The organism is Flavobacterium sp. GSP27 (assembly GCF_003970395.1).
Lineage (GTDB): Bacteria > Bacteroidota > Bacteroidia > Flavobacteriales > Flavobacteriaceae > Flavobacterium.
This window is the reverse complement of record NZ_RYDP01000002.1, coordinates 185,683-208,252: the sequence shown is the minus strand read 5'-3', so window position 1 is coordinate 208,252 and position 22,570 is coordinate 185,683. Positions and strand designations below refer to the sequence as shown.

Below are 22,570 nucleotides of genomic sequence, written 5' to 3'. Positions count from 1 at the left end.
AGATTTTCAGATTTTTCGACATTTTAGACCATTACAATCTAAGAAGTTTAATATTCTAACTATTATAATTTGGTAGATTCTCTAGAAAAGCATATCTCTCGTTTTCAAAATCCATTTGGCAAAAGTAATGATTCAATCCATTGGTCACCATTAAAAATTCAGACTTTAGTGTCATATTATATCTTGCAATTTGGTCGAAAGTCGCTTGGGTAATTTTTACTTCAGGCGCTTTGCATTCGATTAAAATAAAAATAGAACCATCCGGATTAAAAACCACAACATCGTATCTTTTGCGCAAGCCATTGACTTTAAGTACTTTTTCGACATTAATCAATGATTTTGGGTATTTTTTTTCTTCCAATAAAAATTGAACTACATGCTGGCGAACCCATTCTTCGGGAGTAAGAATGATGAATTTTTTCCTGATTGCATCAAAAATAGAAACTTTATTTTCGCTATTTTTGAACCGAAAAGTATAGGAAGAAAAATTTAATTGCTGCATGAAGCAAAAATAGTTATTTTGTTTAAAATTTAAGGTGTAAAGTTTCATACGATTCAACAAACTTTAAACTTTAAACTTCAAACAAAAAAGAAAATGGATGAAGTATTAAAAATTGTAAATGATATAAAAAACGGAACCATCAGGCCCCTCTATTTTTTGATGGGAGAAGAGCCATATTATATTGATAAATTAGCGACTTATATTGAGGATAAAATATTAACAGAAGAAGAAAAAGGATTCAATCAGACCGTTTTATACGGAAGGGATGTTACGATAGAAGATATTATCTCGACCGCAAAACGCTATCCAATGATGGCGGAACGACAGGTGGTAATTGTCAAAGAAGCACAGGATTTGATTCGCACGATAGACAAACTGGAGAGCTACGCTGAGAATCCAATGGCAACAACCGTTTTAGTTTTTTGTTACAAATACAAAACGCTAGACAAACGTAAAAAACTAACCAAGTTATTGACTAAAAACGGAGTGGTTTATGAAAGTAAAAAACTGTATGAAAACCAAGTTGGGGACTGGATTAAACGTGTTTTAGCAGGTAAAAAGTATGCTATAGAGCCTAAAGCCAGTGCCATGCTAGTGGAATTTCTAGGAACGGATCTAAGTAAAATAAACAATGAACTCGAAAAATTACAAATTATTTTACCAGCTGGAAGTACCATAACTCCTAAACATATTGAGGAAAATATAGGGTTTAGCAAAGATTTTAATGTGTTTGAATTGCGAAAAGCAATTGGCGAACGCAACCAATTAAAGGCGTATACGATTGCTGAAAATTTTGCCCAGAATCCAAAAGATAATCCAATGGTGGTGACTACCAGTTTGGTTTTTGGATTTTTTATCCAATTACTAAAATACCATGGTTTGAAAGACAGAAATCCTAAAAATGTAGCTGCCGTATTAAGCGTGAATCCGTTTTTTTTGAAAGAATATGATGTGGCTTTGAAAAACTATCCCATGAAAAAAGTGAGTCAGATTGTTGGTGCTTTAAGAGATATTGATGTCAAAAGCAAGGGTGTTGGCGCCAATGCAATGTCGCATTCTGATTTGTTACGAGAAATGCTTTATAAAATATTTAATTAAAGGACAAAAATTTCCGATATTTGCACTCCCGAAACTTCGGGTTATTAAAAATAAATACCACAATTATGGGAATGAATAAAAATACTATTTTAGGTTGGGCTACTTTGATAATGATTGTAATGGGTTTATTGCTTATCGCATTAGGCGCTTTTAAATATGATGACGTAGCAGGCTGGGGATTTGCAGCTGTAGGTGTTGGCTTTTTGGCTAATGCTTGGGTGTTTAGTTCACTTAAAGGCAGACTTTAGTAGTTATTCTTAATGTAGATATGAGACTTAAGAGCAAATAGATAATATAATTTTAAATTAAAAAAATAGAGATGGCAGACGATAAAAAAGTGATATTCTCAATGTCAAAATTGAGTAAAACCTATCAAGGAGCAGATAAACCAGTACTTAAAAACATCTATTTGAGTTTCTTTTATGGAGCTAAGATTGGTATTTTGGGTTTAAATGGTTCCGGAAAATCTTCTTTATTAAAAATTATTGCCGGTGTTGATAAAAACTACCAAGGAGATGTAGTGTTTGCACCGGGTTATACGGTAGGGTATTTAGAACAAGAACCTATTTTAGATGATACTAAAACGGTTATTGAAATTGTAAGAGAAGGAGTTGCTGAAACAATGGCAGTTTTAGAAGAATTCAATAAAATCAATGATAGTTTTGGTTTGCCAGAAGTCTATGAAAATGCCGATAAAATGGAGCAATTGATGGATCGTCAAGCACTTTTACAAGACAAAATTGATGCATTGGGAGCGTGGGAAATCGATACTAAACTGGAAATTGCCATGGATGCTTTGCGTACTCCGGAAGGCGATACGCCAATTAAGAATTTATCTGGTGGTGAGCGTCGTCGTGTAGCTTTATGTCGCTTGTTGTTGCAACAACCTGATGTATTGCTTTTGGATGAGCCTACGAATCACTTGGATGCCGAAAGTGTACTTTGGTTAGAACAACATTTAGCACAATATGCCGGAACTGTAATTGCAGTAACGCACGATAGATACTTCTTGGATAATGTGGCCGGTTGGATTCTGGAATTGGACAGAGGGGAAGGAATTCCTTGGAAAGGGAACTATTCTTCTTGGTTAGACCAAAAATCAAGCCGTATGGCATTAGAAGAAAAAGTAGCTTCAAAACGCAGAAAAAACTTAGAACGCGAGTTGGATTGGGTTCGTCAAGGTGCCAAAGGGCGTCAAACAAAACAAAAAGCGCGTTTGCAGAACTACGATAAATTACTGAATGAAGACCAAAAACAATTAGATGAAAATCTGGAAATTTATATTCCAAATGGACCACGTTTAGGGACGAATGTAATTGAAGCCAAAAATGTTGCTAAAGCTTATGGAGATAAATTATTGTATGATAATTTAAATTTTACGTTGCCACAAGCAGGAATTGTTGGGATTATCGGACCCAATGGGGCTGGTAAATCAACTATCTTCAAAATGATAATGGGCGAAGAGAAGCCAGATGCAGGGGAATTTTTAATTGGGGATACCGTAAAAATTGCTTACGTAGATCAAGCGCACTCCAATATAGATCCTAATAAATCGATTTGGGAAAACTTTGCTGACGGTCAGGAATTGATAATGATGGGCGGAAAACAAGTAAATTCAAGAGCATATTTGTCACGATTTAATTTTGGTGGTGGAGAACAAAATAAGAAAGTTTCTATGCTTTCCGGTGGAGAACGTAACCGTTTGCATCTAGCAATGACTTTGAAAGAAGAAGGAAACGTACTTTTGCTGGATGAGCCTACGAATGATTTGGACATCAATACACTTCGTGCATTAGAAGAAGGTTTGGAGAGTTTTGCCGGTTGTGCGGTTGTTATTTCTCACGACAGATGGTTCTTAGATAGGATTTGTACACACATTCTAGCTTTTGAAGGAAACTCTGAAGTGTATTGTTTTGAAGGTGGCTTCTCTGAATATGAAGAAAATAAAAAGAAACGTTTGGGTGGTGATTTAACACCAAAACGATTGAAATACAGAAAGTTAATTAGAAGTTAGTCTTTCTGAAATTTGTTAATAACAGCAAGAGGATGACTAATAGACATCCTCTTTTTTTATTCTGTAATTTTTGTTCTGTCGGAACTCATCATAATGAAAACTGCTAAAAAATTTCTACGTTGACTAAACCAAATTTGACAACCATTATAAAAGTTCCGTTATCCCAAGAAAAAAGTGTAGTGTCTTTCTTGATCCATTTATTTTAAGTTGGTTCAAATTCAGGCTTCTCATAAAATAAAAGGCATGATAATTATTATAATTGGTCTTTTAGTCTAAAAACTTAGCCTCTAACTCTTTTGTGGGAATCATACAACTTTCCTTTTTTCCAAACCATTTGTATCGATTTACAGCGATATAATCATAAAAGAAATTGTTGAACGATGTGGGGAATATCGAAAATATAGTGGTTAAATAAAATAGCCCACCTAAGTTTTTAGCTATTGCTAAAGCAGCTTCTGATTTATAATAATAAGAAAAACCAGGCTGATACAGAATAATACTATCTGTTTTTTGTGTATTAACTCCCAAATGTTTGATGATTTTTTGACCCAAATCAGATTGTAAGGCGACAAATCGGAAAATATCTTTAGTATCATGCTTAATAATCACTTGCACCGCCGAATCACACAGATTACAAACGCCGTCAAAGAGAATTATTTTTTTGTCTTTAGGAATATTGAGCATAATTTAAATTTTATAATTCAACTAGATTGAAATTTCTGCTTAATCAAAATGATGAAATACGTGATGAGACTGCAAACTGAATACTGGTTACTTCTTCCCCGCTTCAACAAACTCCAGCGCTTCCAAACTTACTTTTGAAGTAAATACGCCGTAGTTCACTGTTACTTTGTTTTTTTCAATAGAATCGATGGTTCCTACTGCTTTTCCATCAAGCATTCGCACGCGATCGCCTACTTTTAAGATTGGTTTTGGTTTTTCAACCACGATTTTTAATTTCTTTTCTTTCTTTTCTTTTCTTATTTCCTCCACTTGAACCGTAACTTCTTGAATGACTTCTTTTTTCTTTTCTATCAGTGCTTTAGTTTCTTTAACAGTTACTTTTTTGCGTTTTGAATTTTCTATTTCAATAATTTTAAGAAATTCACCAAGCAATTCTTTCTTATTTTTATTATTGAAATATTTCTCTGAAATGTCTTCAATTTTTTGTCCAATGTAAATCGTTTTCTGATTGCTGTCGTATAATTCCTGATAGCTTTCTAGTTTTTGTTTGATTTTTACATTGATAGTCTCCATTTTCTTGCCTTCTTCACGCGCTTTTGTTTCTTCTTCTTTGAGGGTTTGCGATGTTTTTTCCATCTTTGAACGCTCTTTTTGAAGTGTGGCAATCGTTTTATCAAAGCGTACTTTTCCAACTTCAATTTTCTTTTTGGCCCGATTGATTAAGCTGAAAGGAATTCCGTTTTTCAGAGCGACTTCAAAGGTAAATGAACTTCCGGCTTGACCTAATGCCAATTTATACATAGGCTCTAATGATTTTTCATCAAAAAGCATGTTGGCATTGGTAGCAAAAGGCAATTCGTTAGCCAGAATTTTTAGATTTGAATAATGAGTGGTAATAATCCCAAAAGCTTCCCGATGGTAGAACTCTTCTAAGAAAATTTCGGCTAAAGCACCTCCCAATTCAGGATCTGAACCCGTACCAAATTCATCAATAAGAAACATAGTTTTTCTATTACACTTCTTCAGGAAATAGTTCATGTTCTTTAATCGGTAACTGTATGTACTTAAGTGATTTTCAATAGATTGATTGTCTCCGATATCTGTTAAAATTCTATCAAATAAAAATGTTTCACTGCGTTCATGAACGGGAATTAACATACCGGATTGTAGCATCAGTTGCAATAATCCAACGGTTTTCAAGGAGATAGTTTTTCCTCCTGCGTTGGGTCCGGAAATTACAATAATTCTACTTTCCTGACTGAGTTCAATAGTTTGCGGGTGTGTAATTTCGTTTTTCTGTTTATTATTCAAATATAAAATAGGATGGTACGCATCTCTAAAATAAACACGACGTTCCTCAGTAATTGTTGGCAAAATTCCGTTGATTTTATTAGCATAATTTGCCTTTGCGGCAATTACATCAATATCACTCAAGAAATCCTGATATTCAATCAATAACTGTAAAAAAGGACGAATATAATTAGATAACTGTTTTAAAATTCGGGTGATTTCTTCTTTTTCTTCATATTCTAAATTACTCAATTCACGAGAATATTGTAAGGTAGCTTCCGGTTCAATATAAGCAATACTTCCAGTCTTGGAACTGCCCAGAATGGATCCTTTTACTTTGCGACGGTACATGGCTAAAACGGCCAAAACACGTCTGTTTTGTACAAAACTTTCTTTTATATCGTCTAAATATCCTAATGAGTTGTATTGTGTCAGTGCTGTGCCAAAACTTTGATTCACTTTCCCGCGAACCGCATTCATGTTCCTACGGATATTCAATAAATCCGGGGATGCATTGTCTTTTATTTCACCATATTTGTCAACTACTTCATCGACCATCGTGATAATTTCTTTAGTCAGTTCAACTTGGTTTGCTCTTGCGTTTAAATTTGGATAATAATCTTCGAATTTTCTCAAAAAACTCAATAGGAAATTTACCGTTGATGAAATGGTAGCGATTTTTCTAAAACTGCCCACTTCCAAGAAACTGTCTTCAATGGCCAGAAATTTTATCTCATACGTGATGGCATCAAAACCATGATTTGGAATGGCATTGTTATTTTGGAAAGACGAAACATATTCCGATGTTTGCATTAATGCCTGTACCAACGTTTCCTTGTCTTTAAATGGAGTGATTTCTAATGCTTTTTGTTTTCCAATGTCAGTATTACAAATGGTCGAAATGGTTTCGAGAACAGTTGGAAATTGTAAATCTTGTAATGTTTTTTCGGTGATGGATATCATTTTATAATCTAAGTTGTAAAGGTTCAAAGTTACAAAGATTCAAAGTGAAATGCATTAATTTTTTTAGCGTACTTTGCGAAAAACTTTGCGAACTTTACGGCAAAATAAATTACATGCAAATTAACCTCAATCCCTCTTGGAAAACCATTTTATCAGACGAAATCAAGAAACCCTATTTTCAGGAATTAATGGGAACTGTTGATGAGGAATATAAAAATCATACTTGTTATCCTCCCAAAGAATTGATTTTTGCAGCGTTTAATTATTGCAGTTTCAAAGATGTAAAGATTGTTATCATTGGTCAAGATCCGTATCATGGTAAAGGCGAAGCGAATGGTTTGTGTTTCTCTGTGAATGACGGCATCCGAATTCCGCCGTCGTTACGCAATATTTTTCGCGAAATGAGTGATGATTTAGGGACTATTTTTATGCCTGCTGCCGGTAATTTAGAAGCTTGGGCAAAGCAAGGTGTTTTATTGTTGAATGCCTCGCTGACCGTGAGAGAAGACAGCCCAAATAGCCATAAACACTTGAAATGGAATGTTTTTACGGATGCAGTTATCCAAAAAATTTCGGAAGAAAAAGAGCATGTTGTTTTCTTACTTTGGGGAAATTTCGCCCATAAAAAAGGACTTAAAATCGACCGAAATAAACATTTGGTTTTTGAATCCGGACATCCTTCGCCTATGAGTGCAAATCAGGGAAAATGGTTCGGGAATAAACATTTTAGTAAAACAAATTCTTATTTGAAAAGAAATGGTTTAGAGCCAATAGAATGGTAGTAGTCTTTTAAACTATTCTTAAATTATATTTTTCTGAACCAGTAAGAAATTAAGGATTTAAAACTTAATTTTCTAAATTTTTTAATGGTTTAAAAGATTTTAATAGTACTGGTTTTAGAATTTGTTTTTGTTTGTATAAAAGAGTAATTATTTTTTTATTATATCTTCCAGAACGGCTCTGTCAGCATAATTAATTACTTTCAAAGTAACTTCTTGGTTTTTGATTGTTTTACCTTCTATAAGGTAGAGTTTTCCTTTCTTAAGATCAATATTACTTTGGTCAAAATCAACATCTCCAAATTGCAATGTATTTTTTATATCGGCAGTATCAATCCATTTTTCAGCTAAAATAAGAGAAGCTTTATCGGAATAATAAAAGGGTTTGTTTCTTAAATCATTTAGTACTCTTGCGTTTGGAAAATAATTGCAGCGGGTGTCTTTGCCGCTGAAAACTAACGCTACAAAAAACAGTCCTATAACTAAACCTACAAGATAATAGGCAAAACGATGTATAAACTTCATGAATTATATTTTTGGCAAAGGTAGCAGAAAGTTTTCTTAAAAAACAATTAAATTAATGTCGTTATTGGGTAAGTCAAACCAGTCACTAATAGCATTGTTTGTGAGGATTCCGTGGTACATATAGACGCCATTTTTTAACCCTTTATCACAACGTATAGCACTCTCAATACCACCATCCTCAGCAATTTTCATTAGGTAAGGCGATATTATATTACTTATGGAAAGCGAAGCGGTTTTAGAATAGCGGGACGGAATATTGGGTACGCAATAATGCAATACATTGTTTTTGATAAACGTTGGTTTTTCATGGGATGTCACTTCTGAAGTTTCAAAACATCCTCCGGTATCAATGCTTACATCTACGATTACGGCTCCAATTTTCATGTGTTCTACCATGGTTTCTGTCACTATAACGGGACAACGATCTTTACCTCGCATGGCGCCAATGGCGACATCACACCTTCTCAATGCTTTTAGCAAAGCTTTTGGTTGTATGGTAGAAGTAAAGATTCGTTGGTTCAGATTATTCTGCAAACGACGTAGTTTGGTGATAGAATTATCAAAAACTTTGACATTGGCTCCTAATCCTATAGCGGTTTTGGCAGCAAATTCCCCCACCGTTCCTGCACCCAGAATGACCACATCAGTAGGAGGGACGCCGGTAATATTACCGAATAATAGTCCTTTTCCAAATTCATTAGTAATCATCAATTCGGCAGCAATTAGGATAGAAGCAGTTCCTGCTATCTCGCTCAGGGATTTTACTGCAGGATAGGTTCCGTCTTCGTCTTTGATGTATTCAAAAGCCAATGCGGTAATTTTCTTTTTGGTTAAAGCCTCAAAATAGTTTTTTTTACGCGTTTTTAATTGGATGGCTGACAACAGAATGGTTTGCGGATTCATCATTTCAATTTCGGTAAGTGTGGCAGGTTCCACCTTCAAAATCATAGGACAACTGAATACTTTTTTGGTGTCATTTGTGATTTCGGCACCTGCATCACTATATTCTTTGTCGGTATAACTCGAACTCAATCCCGCACCCGCTTCAATCATTACGCGATGTCCGTGATACGTAATTGAAGTAACAGCATCCGGCGTAAGACAAATCCGGCGTTCCTGATAACTTGTTTCCTTGGGAATACCAATAAAAAGTTCACTTTTTTGTCTTGCAATTTCCAGTTTTTCCTCCTGAGGTAAAAGCTGTTGTTTTGTGAATGGTGTTATAGTTATTGACATTGATGTTGTTAAATTAAGGGTACAATTTACGTAAAAAGTTTTATAAACGATACGAATTCAATCTTGATAAATTCGTTTATAAGACAACTAAATCTCAGTGAATGATTCTTTCCATTTTTATATCGGCTCGCTCATAAACGCCATCTTCTAACGGTACTTCGGCGAAACCGAATTTTTCATACAAATGAATAGCCGATAGTAATTTCCTGTTCGAATATAAAATTAGTTTCTCTATTCCTTTTGATTCGGCAACAGCAAAGCAATGCAACATTAATTTTTTGCCAATTCCCAGTCCTTGCGCGTTATCAGTAACAGCCATTTTACTCAGTTCAAAAGTGGCATTATCGATTTTTATTAAGGAAACTGTTCCTACTATGGTATTCTTGTATTTTGCATAAAAAATCATTCCGCCTTTGTCAATTATCTGACCTTGCGGATCTGAAAGTATTTTTTCATCTTTGGGTTCAACCCTAAAATATTTTTGTAACCATTCCAGATTTAATGTTTTTATCGCGTCTTTGAAAGCAGGGCAAAATGGTATTATTTCGACGGTATTGTCTACACTCATATTTATTTTTAACTTAAGGTTAAAGAACGTTTTCCGTCAGGAAGCAGTGAAATAGTTATAACGGAATGTGCTTCCGGAATCAAATTTGGGATCTTTTCAGCCCATTCTATAAAGCACCAATTACCAGAATACAAGTAATCATCAATCCCCATATCCAGCGCTTCGAATTCAGTATTTAATCTATAAAAATCAAAATGATAAACTAACTGATTGTTAGATGCTTCATATTCATTAACCAGAGAAAAGGTTGGACTGCTTGTTGCTCCGGTTACGCCAAGCGTTTTGCACAATTTCTTGATCAAAGTTGTTTTACCAACTCCCATTTCCCCATGAAAAAGAATCACTTTTTTAGGGTTTTTTGTAATGATTTTTTGCGCCACTTCCTCGAGTTCGTCGATAGAAAAAATGATATTCATTCTTGTAAAATTGTTTAAAAATTAAGGTTCATGCAATACATTTAAATCGGATACTGACTAGTTATTTTGGGTTAAAAACCAAAAATGGAATAATCATTTCTTCTAATGAAATACCCCCGTGCTGATACGTATTTTTGTAATAACTCACATAATGATTGTAGTTGTTGACATAGGCCAAAAATAAATCATTTTTTGCAAAAATATACGAACTGCTCATATTTATGGTAGGCAAACCAATATTTTTTGGTTCTTTCACGGCATAAACATCTTTGTGTTCGTATGTCAAACTGCGTCCGGTTTTATACCGCAAGTTCAAACTAGTGTTTTTGTCACCTACCACTTTCGATGGATTTTTTACGTTTATCGTTCCGTGATCCGTGGTCAAAATTAATTTGAAACCCATTTTTTGAGCTTGTTGAATGATTTCTAAAAGTGGAGAATTCTTAAACCAACTCAAGGTCAGCGAGCGATACGCTTTATCATCAGAGGCCAATTCTTTTACGACATCCATCTCTGTTTTGGCATGGGAAAGCATGTCTACAAAGTTATATACAACAGTTACTAAATCATTATCTTTTAGTGCTTTAAATCCCTCTGATAATTTTTTTCCGCTGGCAAGACTTGTTATTTTAAAATAATCTTCCTTGATATTCAAACCCAATCTTTTTAGTTGCGCCGTCAAAAATTCGGCTTCAAAAAGGTTCTTTCCGCCTTCTTCCGGGTCGTTTTTCCAGTATTTCGGAAACTGTTTTTCCATTTCCAGCGGGGTTAAACCGGAGAAAATAGCGTTTCGCGCATATTGTGTCGCCGTAGGAAGAATAGAATAGTAAGGCACTTCTTTTTCTAGTTTATAGTAATTTCCTACTACACTTTCAAAGGTTTTCCACTGGTCATAGCGCAGGTTATCAATTACGACAAACAAAATAGGCTTGTCTTTTTTCTGGAGTTCAGGAAGCACTAATTCTTTGAATAAGGTGTGCGATTGAACCGGTTTATCGGCCTTTGGAGCAAACCAATCCTCATAATTGCGCTCTATGAATTTTCCAAACTGGGAATTGGCTTCTGTTTTCTGGGATTCCAAAATTTCAATCATACTCTGATCATCGATATTTTCCAATTCCAGTTCCCAAAAAATCAATTTTTTGTATAACTCAACCCAGTCTTCATAGGAATTCACCATCGCCATTTCCATGGTGATTTTTCTAAATTCTTTCTGATAATCCAGCGTTGTTTTTTGAGAAATCAATCGGGAATGATCCAGATTTTTCTTCAAACTCAACAAAATCTGATTTGGATTCACGGGTTTGATCAAATAATCGGCAATTTTTGACCCTATGGCTTCCTCCATAATGTATTCTTCCTCGCTTTTCGTAATCATAATCATGGGAACCGAAGATTTTTTCTCCTTCATTTCTGACAGCGTTTCCAAACCACTCATTCCAGGCATATTTTCATCCAGAAAAATAATATCAAAATTGTTTTCTTCAAAAATTCCAATGGCATCAAGTCCGTTGTTACAGGTCGTAACCTCGTAATTTTTCTTTTCCAGAAATAATATATGTGGTTTCAAAAGGTCGATTTCATCATCTACCCAAAGTATTTTTATTTTATCCATAAGTTGTAGTAACAGGTGTTCGAAAGAACTAAATTAAAGTGGCAAATTACATTTTTTTGGAATTGCTATCTGCTAATGTTATTATAATTTTTTAACATATTTACGTTATAATTTTTAAAATTACAATTCACTTTAATTCTGTTTTAAGTTAATTTTTGGGGGTGCCTCATCGTTCGTAAACTCCGTCCGGGTCTGACTGTACGCTATATTTTAGATGAAATTTGAGCTATATAATACATGTGTTTGGTATTGTTTTCGCCTAATCTAATGGCAAATTTATCATTTAAAACCAGCACACCACTTACCGTGTTATCTAAAAACTCCTTCGTGACAGGTTTTTTTAACCTAGATTCGTTGTGAATAGGTTTGATATCCATAATAAATTGATTAAATTTCGGAATTGATTAGTCAATCGGAGCGGTACATTCGGCTCGTATTGCTAAAAAATTGAAACTGATGGTTATACAATTGAATGTGATATTCTGTTGTACGATACTCCATTCATGTTGTGTATCGCTTACTCTGTTTTTAAGAGAAAATATTTTAAAAACAGAATCTAAGCCGTTAAAAAAAAGACTAATGAAAGAAGTTACAGATATTTTAAAAGCCTATTCAGCAGCCAAAGCGAGTGGAAAAAAAACAGCATTGGCAACAGTGGTCAAAGTAGAAGGCTCTTCTTACCGTCAGCCGGGCGCACGCATGCTTGTAACAGAAGACGGTATTTTGACCGGTGCTATTAGCGGCGGATGCCTTGAAGGCGATGCCTTGCGAAAAGCACTGCTGGCCATACACCAAAAACAAAATAAGCTAATTACCTACGATACCAGTGATGAAAGCGATTCTGATTTTGGAGTGCAATTAGGATGCAACGGAATTGTCCATATTCTTTTTGAATACATCGATGAATGTGCAGTATGTAATCCGATTTACTTGTTGGAACAATCGGTAGCAGAACGCAAAGAAGCCGTGGTTTTGACCTTGTTTTCCTTGGAGCGGAATACTGTACAAATAGGGACTGTATTAGTGTACCGAGAAGATCTGGTGATTAGTCAAAGAACTGATTTAAAGGCATTGCATGTAGCTTTCAAGGAAGTACTTTATAGCAAATCATCGATTATAAAAAAAATACAGCTAGAAGATCATGAACATGAAGCTTTAATCGAATACATCCCACTCCCAGTTTCGCTAGTACTTGCCGGTGCAGGAAATGATGCGCAACCATTAGTAAAAATGGCTAATTTATTAGGTTGGGAAGTACTTGTAGGTGACGGAAGAGCAACGCATTCAACCGCAAAACGTTTTCCAGAAGCCAAGCAAATACTTGTAACCAAGCCACTGCAATTAGTAGAAAACAGCAGCATTGACTCCCGGACTTTCTTTGTCCTGATGACGCATAACTACAAATATGATCTGGAAGTTTTAAAATTGCTTTTGGAAACTGATTGTATGTACATCGGAATATTAGGTCCAAAGACAAAACTGAACCGCATGTTTGATGATTTGAGCGCCGAAGGAATTGTGGTAACTAAAGCACAGCTGGATCGAATCTATGGTCCGATAGGCCTTGATATTGGTGCGGAAACATCAGAAGAAATAGCGCTTTCTGTTGTAGCAGAAATAAAAGCAGTGATGGAAGGAAAAACGGCGAACTCGCTCAAACACAAAAAAAATAAAATACATCCTGCTACGAATGGGATTAAAAATACTTGATTATGATAAAAGACACATTCGGACGCGTTCACGACTATCTCAGGATTTCACTGACTGATAATTGCAATCTACGCTGTTTTTATTGCATGCCAGAAGAAAATTATGCCTTTGCACCAGCCTCTAAATTAATGCAGGTTGAAGAGATCGAAACCATCGCCAAATTATTCGTGGCCAATGGCGTAAAAAAAATTCGCCTGACCGGAGGCGAACCTTTGGTACGAAAAGACGCTCCACGGATTATAGAATCTTTGGGAAAATTAGGAGTTGAACTCGCTATTACTACCAATGGCGTGCGGATAAATGAAATGCTAGACGAGCTTTTAGCGGCAAATATTAAGGCGATAAATATCAGCTTAGATACTTTGCAAGCCGATAAATTTTTGAAAATTACCCGAAGAGATTTGTATCATCGTGTCAGAAGTAATATCGAATTGCTGTTGCAGCACGGGATTCGTGTGAAAATAAATGTGGTTGTGATGAAAGGCCTCAACGAGAACGAAATTCTGGATTTTATAGCACTGACCCAACACAATACAATCGAAGTACGGTTTATCGAATTCATGCCTTTCAGTGGTAATAACTGGACGAGTAACCAGGTTTTTACCCTGCAAGAGATTTTGTTGAAAGTCGCTTCAAAATATGATGTCCTTCCGGTGCAGCCCGAACCCAACGATACCTCAAAAAAATATATGATTCCGGGTCATGTGGGTTCCTTTGCTGTAATTAGTACAATGAGTTCTCCTTTTTGTGAAACTTGCAACCGCATGCGACTGACGGCTGATGGAAAATTAAAAAATTGCTTATTCTCTAAAGAGGAAACCGATTTGCTTGGCGCTTTACGTGCCGGTCAAGAAATTTTGCCTTTGATAGAAGACACTATTATGGCTAAGGCCAAAGCTTTAGGAGGTCAATTTAGTGGCGTTTTTGAAGATATAGATGCCAGTAAACTTAAAAATAGAAGTATGATTACAATAGGCGGCTGATGGAAAATAAAACAGGAATAGTACTATTGGCAGCGGGGAGTTCCTCGCGCTTGGGTCGGCCCAAACAGTTACTTGAATTTAATGGTAAAACCTTACTTTTTCATACTGTAGAACAAATACTCGAAGTAAGCACTAAAGCGATTGTTGTAATGGGTTCAAAGAACACCGCTATTGAAAAAGAAGTTAATTCGGTTTTAATTTGCCGAAATCCTGATTGGCAAAAAGGCATGGGGTCTTCGATAAGCAAAGGCTTGGAGGAGTTGCTGCTTGTTAATTTAGACATTGAGCACTGCATTTTGGCCGTTTGTGACCAGCCTCATATTGATGCTGTTGTTTTCCGCAGCTTAATTGAAAAGCATAAAAAAACCGGAAAAGGTATTATCGCCTCTAGCTATGCCAATACGATGGGAACTCCCGTTTTGTTCAGCAGAAAATACTTTACTGAGCTAATGCAGCTTTCTGGTAATGCCGGAGCCCGAAAAATGATTGAAAAATACAAAAAAGATGTGGCCAGCATTCCCTTTGAAAAAGGGGCTGTTGATATCGACACTATAGAAGATTACGAACAACTGATCCATCCCAAATGATTTCTGTAAAAGAAGCAAAACAACTAATTATGGGAGCAGCTTTGACAAAAAAAAGTGAGCTCGTCGCACTCCAATATGCTCATGGACAAGTGACCGCAAGAGACATTCGAGCCATGATAGACATTCCAAATTTTCATCAATCTTCCATGGATGGTTATGCTATGAAATATGAAGATAAGGACAGTCTTCTTACCATTATAGGAGAAATGGCGGCTGGTACGAGTAGACAACTGGTACTTAATAAAGGTGAGGCTACGAGAATATTTACCGGCGCTCCTTTGCCGGAGGGAGCTGATACCGTAGTAATGCAAGAACGGATATGCCTTGAAAACGGAAAACTACTAGTTGAAGACCAGACACTTTTGAAAGGAGCAAATGTAAGACTAAAAGGAGCAGAGGTTGAAAGCGGAGTCATTGCCATGGCGGCTGAAACTTATCTTTCCCCGGCAGCAGTAGGCTTTCTAGCCGGAATAGGCTGTGCGGAAGTTTGGGTATATTCACCTCCAAAAGTGGCTATTATCCTTACCGGAAATGAATTGCAAGAACCGGGTCGTCCCTTAGAATTTGGTCAGGTTTATGAAGCCAATTCCGTTCAGTTAAAAGCAGTTTTAAATAAAATTGGCGTCAGAGATATTACAGTACAAACTGCTGAAGATCAGATTAAAGTATTACAGGACGTTTTGCAAAAAGCGCTTGACACTCATGATATTGTTCTTTTGAACGGTGGCGTTAGTGTGGGCGATTATGATTTTGTGCCTCTTGTGGCGCAGCGGTGTGGTGTCGAGCAACAATTTCACAAAATCAAGCAGAAGCCCGGGAAGCCTTTGTTTTTTGGAACAAAAAAAGACAAATTGATTTTTGGACTTCCTGGAAATCCTTCGTCTTCGCTGACTTGTTTTTACGAGTATGTGTTACCAGTACTTGAAAATCGTATGGGCTTGACTAATAGCTTGACGGAAATTACCGCTAGGGTTACACATGATTATCCTAAAGCTTGGGGATTAACACATTTTCTAAAGGCCTCGTATAGCAATGGAACAGTAACTCCCTTGCATGCACAAGAATCTTTCCGTTTGCACTCTTTTGCTCAGGCGAATTGCTTTATTGTTTTGCCGGAAGAATCAAAAGGTTGCCTAGCCGGAGAAGAAGTTGCCGTTCATCTCCTGCCTGGATAATACTTGTTTCAAAAAAAACAATATTTTTACTATATATCCCTAACTCATTAAATGAATGTCTATAGAAGTATTTTACATAATTCTTTTTTTTGTTGCTTTCTTATATGCTTCGGTCGGTCATGGTGGTGCCAGTGGCTATCTGGCGCTAATGGCACTTTATGGTATTGCTCCTGAAGAAATGAAACCGACTGCTTTAGTGCTCAATCTTTTCGTTTCTATAACTTCTTTTTCACACTATTATCGCGGTGGGTTTTTCTCAAAGAAAATATTTATTCCAATTGCAGCAATGTCGATTCCCATGGCCTTTATTGGCGGAATGATTACCGTTGAAGAAACGGTTTACAAGCGAATTTTGGGAGTGTTATTGCTTTTTCCTATTCTTCGTTTTTTCTTTTTCAAAAATGTAGAAGATTGTCAATTGAGGCCCCATACTGTTTCCGTAGCAATTATTAGTGGAGGAATCGTGGGCTTGCTGTCGGGAATGATTGGTATTGGAGGAGGTATTTTGCTTTCACCCCTTTTATTACTGTTGCAATGGACCAATCAAAAACAGACTGCGGCCATAAGTGCGGCATTCATATTTGTGAATTCTCTAGCGGGGCTAGGTGGTATGCTCACACGAGGTATTACATTCACGGGAGATATGGCTCTGTTTGTTGGTGTAGCTTTGGTCGGAGGATTTTTGGGTGCTTATTTAGGTTCTAAGAAATTTAATGCTACTATTCTGAAATATGTACTGGCTGTAGTTTTGCTGTTGGCTTCCTATAAATTAGTGTTTTCAAAAGCTTAGTTATATGTAAATTAGGAGTAATTATATTCTTAATAGGTTTAAGTATAGATATAGGATTTTTAAAATTAATTTTGCTTAAATTCAGACACTAGTATTAATGATGATTTATGGCTCATAAATGTTTGATAATTCAGAATCACAACGCGTAATTAAAAAAATATTCAGAACGTTTAGCGGAATTTTGCATTAAGATGTTTTGGATAAAGATAGATTTATTGTAATTTCCCCAAACGCCCGTATTTGAAAAAATCATGAAAAATAAGGCTTTGCAAATATTATCTACATATGAAAATTAAAATTATAGCATTTGGTTCGATTGCAGCGATTATGGGAAAAGAAATTTGCCTGCACGCTACTGACATCGTGTCTATGAAAGAAGCTTTAGAGCAACTTTTTCCAGAATTGTCGGATCGTAAATATGCGGTAGCAGTCAACATGAAATTAGCAGGAACAAATGTTTTATTTGGTCAAAATGATACGGTAGCACTTATGCCACCTTATTCAGGAGGATAATATGGAAAATTATAACGCCCGATATTCCCGCCATTATTCACTTCAAGATTTTGGAACTAAAGGACAGCAAAAACTGGAGAAAGCCAAGGTGCTTGTGATAGGAGCGGGTGGTTTAGGATGTCCCGTCTTGCAGTATCTTGTTGCCTCTGGGATTGGTACCATTGGCATTGTAGATCATGATATCATATCCTTAAGCAACCTGCAACGACAGGTTTTATACACGACGGATGACATTGGTAAAGACAAAGCCACAGTTGCATGCAAAAGACTACTAAGCCTCAATCCTGAAATTAGTATTACGGGCTATGCCATTGCACTTAGTTCTAAAAATGCAATAAAACTCATCCGTGCCTATGATATTATAGTGGATTGCACTGATAATTTTGCATCCCGCTATTTGATAAACGATGCCTGTGTCTTGTTAGAGAAGCCTTTGGTTTTTGGTGCTATTTATCAATATGAAGGGCAAGTGGCTGTTTTTAATATTGAAGATGAAAATAAGAACAAGACGAACTACCGCCATTTGTTTCCTAAACCTCCAAAACCGGATGAAGTTCAAAATTGCAATGAAGCGGGTGTTTTAGGCGTTTTACCCGGGATCATCGGGTTGATGCAGGCTGGGGAGGTGATTAAATTACTTACAGGAATAGGGGAGGTATTGGTTAATAGACTCCTTACATTCAGTTTGCTTAATTATGAACTGTATGTCATTGAAATTAATATGGAAGTTTCCGTTTCTGATTTGATACCAAAAGATGAAATAACATTCGAAGCCACAGAATATAACTTGCTCTGCGGACTCGCAAGTACCGAAATTGAAACCCTTTCTGTTATTGATTTTTTAGACCAAGTTTCCAATAACGATACTATTGTAATTGATGTCCGGGAAAAGGACGAGCTTCCAAAAGCTGATTTCAAATATTGTGCTCTTCCCTTATCCGGGCTGAGTGAAAAAATTCCAGAAATTAGTGAACGTACGATTCTATTATTCTGCCAAAGTGGAAAACGTAGCTTGATAGCAGGGGCACTTTTATTAGAAAAATTTGGAACTACCAAAAAAATAAGCCACTTAAAAGACGGCATCAATGCATTAAAAGAACTTAAATAATGATCAAAAAAATCAAAAATATTTTCATTGAAGGAGCTATTCCTCCATTATTTATAGCAGATAGCATTGCAAAACATGCGACTAAAAAAAATATTGGAGCGCACAGTATTTTCCTGGGTCAGATTCGGGAAGATGTTGTTGATGGCAAAACAGTGAAAGCTATTGAATATAGTGCTTATGAAGCGATGGCGTTAGAAAAAATGCAGGAAATCAGGGAAGAGCTATTTTCTAAATATGAGTTGAGCTGTATGCATGTGCATCACAGTATTGGAGTGGTCAATGCGGGTGAAATATGCCTGTTTGTTTTCACTTCTTCTAAGCACAGAAACATTGCCATGGAAGCCTGTAATGAAATTGTAGAACGCGTAAAAGCAGAACTTCAGATTTGGGGAAAAGAAATTTTTAATGACCAATCCCATCAGTGGAAAATAAATAGCTGAATTTAATTTTCGTACTTGGATTAAATCCGATTTAGAACATACTATTTTATGACTTTAATAGCCGTGTTAATTCGGAAACGGTAGCAATTGTCAATTCAATTTCTGCTAAAGTGGTGAATTTTCCTAAGCTAAATCGGATCGAAGATAAGGCATTTTCATTTGTAAGACCCAATGCTTTCAAGACATGTGAAGGTTCTGATGTAACAGCCGAACAGGCCGAACCATTAGAAACGGAAATATTTTGCAAAGCAAGAATAAGATTTTCAGAATTCACGCCTCGAAAGCAAATATTGGTCGTATTGTAAAGACGATTTGTTTGCGAACCATTGACAAAAGATGCGGGTATTTTCAATAGTTCCCTTTCAAGTAAGTCTCGCATTATTGTTATCCTATCTCTGTCCTTTTCCATTTCTAAGCTTGCAATTTCGCAGGCTTTGCCAAGTCCGATGATTCCCGGAACATTTAAAGTACCGCTTCGTTTGCTGTTTTGCTGACCACCTCCAGTGATTTGACCCGTTAATTTTGCTTTTATTTTTTTGGAAACAAATAATGCACCGATGCCTTTTGGTCCATAAAATTTATGTGCAGAAAGAGACAGAAGGTCAATGCCTAAATCAACGACATTAATTGGAATTTTTCCTATAGCCTGAGTGGCATCGCACAGGAAATAGGCTTCTTTAGATTTAGCAATTTCCCCGATTTTTTTAATATCCTGGAGTGTCCCCGTTTCGTTATTTGCCATCATGACAATTACTAGTGCAGTTTCTTCGGTCACGGATGCTGTAAGAAGGTCTAGGTCTAAAATACCATCCTTATTGACGCCTAAATAGCTGATTTTGTATCCGATGGTTTCTAGGTGAAGGCAAGTATCCAAAACGGCTTCGTGCTCTGTAATTACAGTAACAATATGTTTGCGTTTTTCGTTTGCAAGTCCTTTGATTGCAAGATTTATTGCTTCTGTTGCACCTGAGGTAAAAATAATGTCGTTTGGTTTTGCTTGAATTAGTTCCGCTGTTTGCCATCTGGCCTGTTCGACTGCTTCTTTCACCGTTAATCCAGCCAGGTGGCTACTGTTTGCATTGGCATAAAAATTAGTGAAATAGGGAAGCATGGCATCAAGCACCCGATCGTCAATACGCGTTGTTGCATTATTATCTAAATAGATTTTTTCTTGGATAAGTGACATTTAAACTAGTGTTGTAAAGTAGGTTTTATGCTTATTTAGTTCTTTTGTGAGTTTTTAAGAATCTGCTTTTGCGGAGCATAGGAATTAAAAAAGAGCTTGTAATTGCCATCACCTTCAAAGGTAGAAAATTTAGCCAGAATCATTTTGAAGTTTTAACGATTCTGGCTAAAAAAATAGGGCATTATACCGTTGCCAGACTAAATGGTAATTTTCGTATTCTTTTGCCTGTCAGGTCAAAAATGGCATTTGTCAACGCTGGTGCAAAAGGAGGAAGACCGGGTTCTCCAACTCCGCCTGCATCTTCTTCATTGTCTATAATATACACTTCTATTTGTGGAATATCCGTAATACGAGGCATTGGGTAATCATAAAAATTATTTTGTTCTACTATACCATCCTTAAATGTTATTTCATGTATTGTTGCCGCACCCAGACCCATGACGATGGAACCTTCAACCTGCGCGCGAATAATATCCGGATTTACATACCAGCCACAATCTATGACGGCCCAAACATTATCTATTTTTACACCTCCAGAGGCATTTTTTGAAACTTTTACAATGTGTCCTACCGTTGATTTGAAACATTCAGTGATGGCTACACCATAGCCTTCATTTTTACTTCTTTTTTTCCAGCCGGAGACTTCTTCCATTTTGTCAATTAGTTTTTGGCATCTTTCATCCTGTAGATGAGCTCTTCTAAAATCCAGCGGATCCGCGCCAGCTTCTACAGCCATTTCATCTATAAAACTTTCAAACGCAAATCCGTTTGTAGAAGCATACACTGAACGCCACCACATTGTTGGTAGTGGTGTTTCAAAGGGAACATCTGAAATGCTTAAATTTTTGATACTCGCATAATAGGGTTCAAGGAATCCTTCGCTGGTACTATCATTAGGAACGTCTTTTTTTCCTCCACTCCAGTGGTCGTTATTTTGGCCTGCCATTCTAAATTTAAGCGCTTCAATTTTCCCGCCTTTTACTACACCTTCACAACGATAAGAGATTCCTGGTCGGTAAGGGCCCTGCTTAAGGTCATCCTCTCGTGTCCAAACTACCTGAACCGGAGCTCCAATTTCTTTTGAAATCAATACCGCTTCATGAGGATAATCGGTAAAGGCTTTTCTTCCAAAACCACCACCGAGGAAAGTCATATTTACAATTACCTTTTCTTTTGCAATTCCCATTTGGGTGCTTATAAAATCCTGAACCCATCCAGGTGCTTGAATCGGACCCCAAATTTCTACAGTATCTCCTTGGAAATTGGCAATACAATTCAGCGGTTCCATACAGCTATGGGATTGGTATGGGGTCTGGTAGATTACATCCAGTTTCTTATTTGATTTTTCTATGATTGCAGTAGGATCACCTTGAGATTTAAGAGGCAATCCTTCCTTTGTTTTTATAAATTCTTCCTGGCGTTTGAATATTTCGGGACTGTTTACATGTTCAAATCCAGTATCATCCCATTCAACTATTAAAGCCTTTTTCCCCTGCATCGCTGCCCAAGTCGAATCAGCCACAACGGCGACTCCTTCCCGAATGGTATTGTGGACCATCATTTTTACCACAAAAATCTGTTTTACCCCTGGTATTTTTTTTGCCACGGAATCATCAAAACTTTTTACTATTCCACGAAGTCTTGGATTTCGTTCTACGGCTGCATAGAGCATGCCTGGAATCTTTTTATCGAGGCCAAAAATAGCAGTCCCATTTGTTTTCATGGGCGTATCCAAACGGTGTAATGGCTGGCGGATAAGCTTATATTCGGATATTTTTTTGAGTTTAGGATTTTTAGGAGCTTCTAATTTTGAAGCTTGGGTTGCCAGTTCACCATAGTGTTTCTTTTTGCCAGAAGGCCTGTGAATAACATGTCCTGCTTCGGCATAGCAATCGTCAACGGATACATTCCATTGGAGCGCAGCTGCGGCAATCAGCATTTCACGTGCCGTGGCGCTCAATTTTAGTAATTTTTTGTACGCGGATCTTATGGTTGAGCTACCACCAGTAATCTGGTTTCCGTATTTTTTTTCATTTCCTTGGGCAAATACTACGTCTATATCTTTTAAATTCACTTCTAGTTCTTCGGCTATAATTTGCGGAATGGAATGATAGGCACCCTGACCCATTTCGGCACGGTGACTAACTATGGTTACTTTTCCGGAGGTATTGATGAGTATCCAGGCGCACATTTCAATATCAGCTGCTGTTAAATCGGATGGTTTTATTAAAGTTGGAACTGTATCGCCGGGTAAATAAAACCCCATACAAAGAGCAGCCCCACCCAAACCAGTAAGTTTGAGAAAGCTTCGTCTTGTATTTACTAAATTGTTTTTTGAATCCATCATACTTTAGAAATTATTTATTTTACAATACTCTGGTTTAGAAA

General features: G+C 36.6%; 23 protein-coding genes. 12 read left to right on the top strand and 11 right to left on the bottom strand.

Features of this window, described 5'->3' with window-relative positions; genetic code table 11:
* Positions 1–55: 55 nt before the first annotated feature.
* Positions 56–502: a type I restriction enzyme HsdR N-terminal domain-containing protein gene (locus tag EKM05_RS02895; RefSeq protein WP_126459401.1), complete on the bottom strand. Its 447-nt coding sequence runs from the start codon at positions 500–502 to the stop codon at positions 56–58.
* Positions 503–595: 93 nt separating this feature from the next.
* Here EKM05_RS02895 and holA point away from each other — a divergent pair, with 93 nt between their 5' ends.
* From holA to ettA, 3 genes are all read left to right on the top strand, one after another.
* A complete protein-coding gene (gene holA / locus EKM05_RS02890; RefSeq protein WP_126459404.1) occupies positions 596–1,600 on the top strand; it encodes a DNA polymerase III subunit delta in 1,005 nt (334 codons plus the stop codon).
* Between the two features lie 65 nt (positions 1,601–1,665).
* Entirely contained in the window at positions 1,666–1,848 is a 183-nt protein-coding gene (locus EKM05_RS02885) for a CAL67264 family membrane protein (RefSeq protein WP_126459407.1), read from the top strand.
* A 71-nt stretch (positions 1,849–1,919) separates the two neighbouring features.
* The gene (gene ettA / locus EKM05_RS02880) at positions 1,920–3,614 is read left to right on the top strand and encodes an energy-dependent translational throttle protein EttA (RefSeq protein ID WP_126459410.1); all 1,695 of its coding nucleotides are present in this window, start codon (positions 1,920–1,922) and stop codon (positions 3,612–3,614) included.
* A 267-nt stretch (positions 3,615–3,881) separates the two neighbouring features.
* On the opposite strand, the gene EKM05_RS02875 is transcribed toward ettA, so the two are convergent.
* A complete protein-coding gene (locus EKM05_RS02875; protein WP_126553370.1) occupies positions 3,882–4,298 on the bottom strand; it encodes a thiol-disulfide oxidoreductase DCC family protein in 417 nt (138 codons plus the stop codon).
* 87 nt (positions 4,299–4,385) lie between these two features.
* Positions 4,386–6,551: a DNA mismatch repair protein MutS gene (locus EKM05_RS02870; RefSeq protein ID WP_126553368.1), complete on the bottom strand. Its 2,166-nt coding sequence runs from the start codon at positions 6,549–6,551 to the stop codon at positions 4,386–4,388.
* A gap of 113 nt (positions 6,552–6,664) precedes the next feature.
* On the opposite strand from EKM05_RS02870, the gene ung reads away from it, so the two are divergent.
* On the top strand, positions 6,665–7,333 hold the full coding sequence (gene ung / locus EKM05_RS02865) for a uracil-DNA glycosylase (RefSeq protein ID WP_126553366.1): 669 nt from the start codon (positions 6,665–6,667) through the stop codon (positions 7,331–7,333).
* A gap of 147 nt (positions 7,334–7,480) precedes the next feature.
* Here the strand turns inward: ung and EKM05_RS02860 are convergent, their stop codons facing one another.
* From EKM05_RS02860 to EKM05_RS14350, 6 genes are all read right to left on the bottom strand, one after another.
* Complete coding sequence (locus EKM05_RS02860; protein ID WP_126451527.1) at positions 7,481–7,855, bottom strand: DUF4258 domain-containing protein; 375 nt, start codon at positions 7,853–7,855, stop codon at positions 7,481–7,483.
* A 36-nt stretch (positions 7,856–7,891) separates the two neighbouring features.
* Positions 7,892–9,091, bottom strand: coding sequence for an alanine dehydrogenase (locus EKM05_RS02855; protein ID WP_197037185.1), 1,200 nt, complete (start codon positions 9,089–9,091; stop codon positions 7,892–7,894).
* A gap of 94 nt (positions 9,092–9,185) precedes the next feature.
* A complete protein-coding gene (locus tag EKM05_RS02850) occupies positions 9,186–9,659 on the bottom strand; it encodes a GNAT family N-acetyltransferase (protein ID WP_126514867.1) in 474 nt (157 codons plus the stop codon).
* An 8-nt stretch (positions 9,660–9,667) separates the two neighbouring features.
* Complete coding sequence (tsaE, locus tag EKM05_RS02845; protein ID WP_126514868.1) at positions 9,668–10,075, bottom strand: tRNA (adenosine(37)-N6)-threonylcarbamoyltransferase complex ATPase subunit type 1 TsaE; 408 nt, start codon at positions 10,073–10,075, stop codon at positions 9,668–9,670.
* Positions 10,076–10,136: 61 nt separating this feature from the next.
* The gene (locus EKM05_RS02840) at positions 10,137–11,690 is read right to left on the bottom strand and encodes a PglZ domain-containing protein (RefSeq protein WP_126553364.1); all 1,554 of its coding nucleotides are present in this window, start codon (positions 11,688–11,690) and stop codon (positions 10,137–10,139) included.
* Positions 11,691–11,893: 203 nt separating this feature from the next.
* Entirely contained in the window at positions 11,894–12,067 is a 174-nt protein-coding gene (locus EKM05_RS14350; protein ID WP_156063247.1) for a hypothetical protein, read from the bottom strand.
* A 202-nt stretch (positions 12,068–12,269) separates the two neighbouring features.
* On the opposite strand from EKM05_RS14350, the gene EKM05_RS02835 reads away from it, so the two are divergent.
* From EKM05_RS02835 to EKM05_RS02800, 8 genes are all read left to right on the top strand, one after another.
* On the top strand, positions 12,270–13,400 hold the full coding sequence (locus EKM05_RS02835) for an XdhC family protein (RefSeq protein WP_126451531.1): 1,131 nt from the start codon (positions 12,270–12,272) through the stop codon (positions 13,398–13,400).
* A gap of 2 nt (positions 13,401–13,402) precedes the next feature.
* Positions 13,403–14,383, top strand: a complete 981-nt coding sequence (moaA, locus tag EKM05_RS02830) for a GTP 3',8-cyclase MoaA (protein ID WP_126459434.1) — start codon at positions 13,403–13,405, stop codon at positions 14,381–14,383.
* Positions 14,383–14,970 carry an NTP transferase domain-containing protein gene (locus EKM05_RS02825; RefSeq protein ID WP_126553362.1) on the top strand — a complete coding sequence of 196 codons (588 nt, stop codon included), beginning with the start codon at positions 14,383–14,385 and terminating at the stop codon, positions 14,968–14,970. Before moaA ends, EKM05_RS02825 begins: the two co-directional genes overlap by 1 nt.
* Positions 14,967–16,145 carry a gephyrin-like molybdotransferase Glp gene (glp, locus tag EKM05_RS02820; protein ID WP_126553360.1) on the top strand — a complete coding sequence of 393 codons (1,179 nt, stop codon included), beginning with the start codon at positions 14,967–14,969 and terminating at the stop codon, positions 16,143–16,145. The genes EKM05_RS02825 and glp overlap by 4 nt, the downstream gene beginning before the upstream one ends.
* A gap of 55 nt (positions 16,146–16,200) precedes the next feature.
* On the top strand, positions 16,201–16,935 hold the full coding sequence (locus tag EKM05_RS02815) for a sulfite exporter TauE/SafE family protein (RefSeq protein WP_126451535.1): 735 nt from the start codon (positions 16,201–16,203) through the stop codon (positions 16,933–16,935).
* 285 nt (positions 16,936–17,220) lie between these two features.
* Positions 17,221–17,448 (top strand): MoaD/ThiS family protein, encoded by a 228-nt coding sequence (locus EKM05_RS02810; RefSeq protein ID WP_126553358.1) that lies wholly within the window; start codon positions 17,221–17,223, stop codon positions 17,446–17,448.
* A gap of 1 nt (position 17,449) precedes the next feature.
* A complete protein-coding gene (locus EKM05_RS02805; RefSeq protein WP_126553356.1) occupies positions 17,450–18,556 on the top strand; it encodes a HesA/MoeB/ThiF family protein in 1,107 nt (368 codons plus the stop codon).
* Entirely contained in the window at positions 18,556–18,996 is a 441-nt protein-coding gene (locus EKM05_RS02800; RefSeq protein ID WP_126459452.1) for a molybdenum cofactor biosynthesis protein MoaE, read from the top strand. Before EKM05_RS02805 ends, EKM05_RS02800 begins: the two co-directional genes overlap by 1 nt.
* Positions 18,997–19,042: 46 nt before the next feature.
* On the opposite strand, the gene EKM05_RS02795 is transcribed toward EKM05_RS02800, so the two are convergent.
* Both EKM05_RS02795 and EKM05_RS02790 read right to left on the bottom strand, forming a co-directional pair.
* A complete protein-coding gene (locus EKM05_RS02795; RefSeq protein ID WP_126553354.1) occupies positions 19,043–20,182 on the bottom strand; it encodes a cysteine desulfurase family protein in 1,140 nt (379 codons plus the stop codon).
* 181 nt (positions 20,183–20,363) lie between these two features.
* Positions 20,364–22,529 carry a xanthine dehydrogenase family protein molybdopterin-binding subunit gene (locus tag EKM05_RS02790; protein ID WP_199749574.1) on the bottom strand — a complete coding sequence of 722 codons (2,166 nt, stop codon included), beginning with the start codon at positions 22,527–22,529 and terminating at the stop codon, positions 20,364–20,366.
* Between the last annotated feature and the right edge of the window lie 41 nt (positions 22,530–22,570).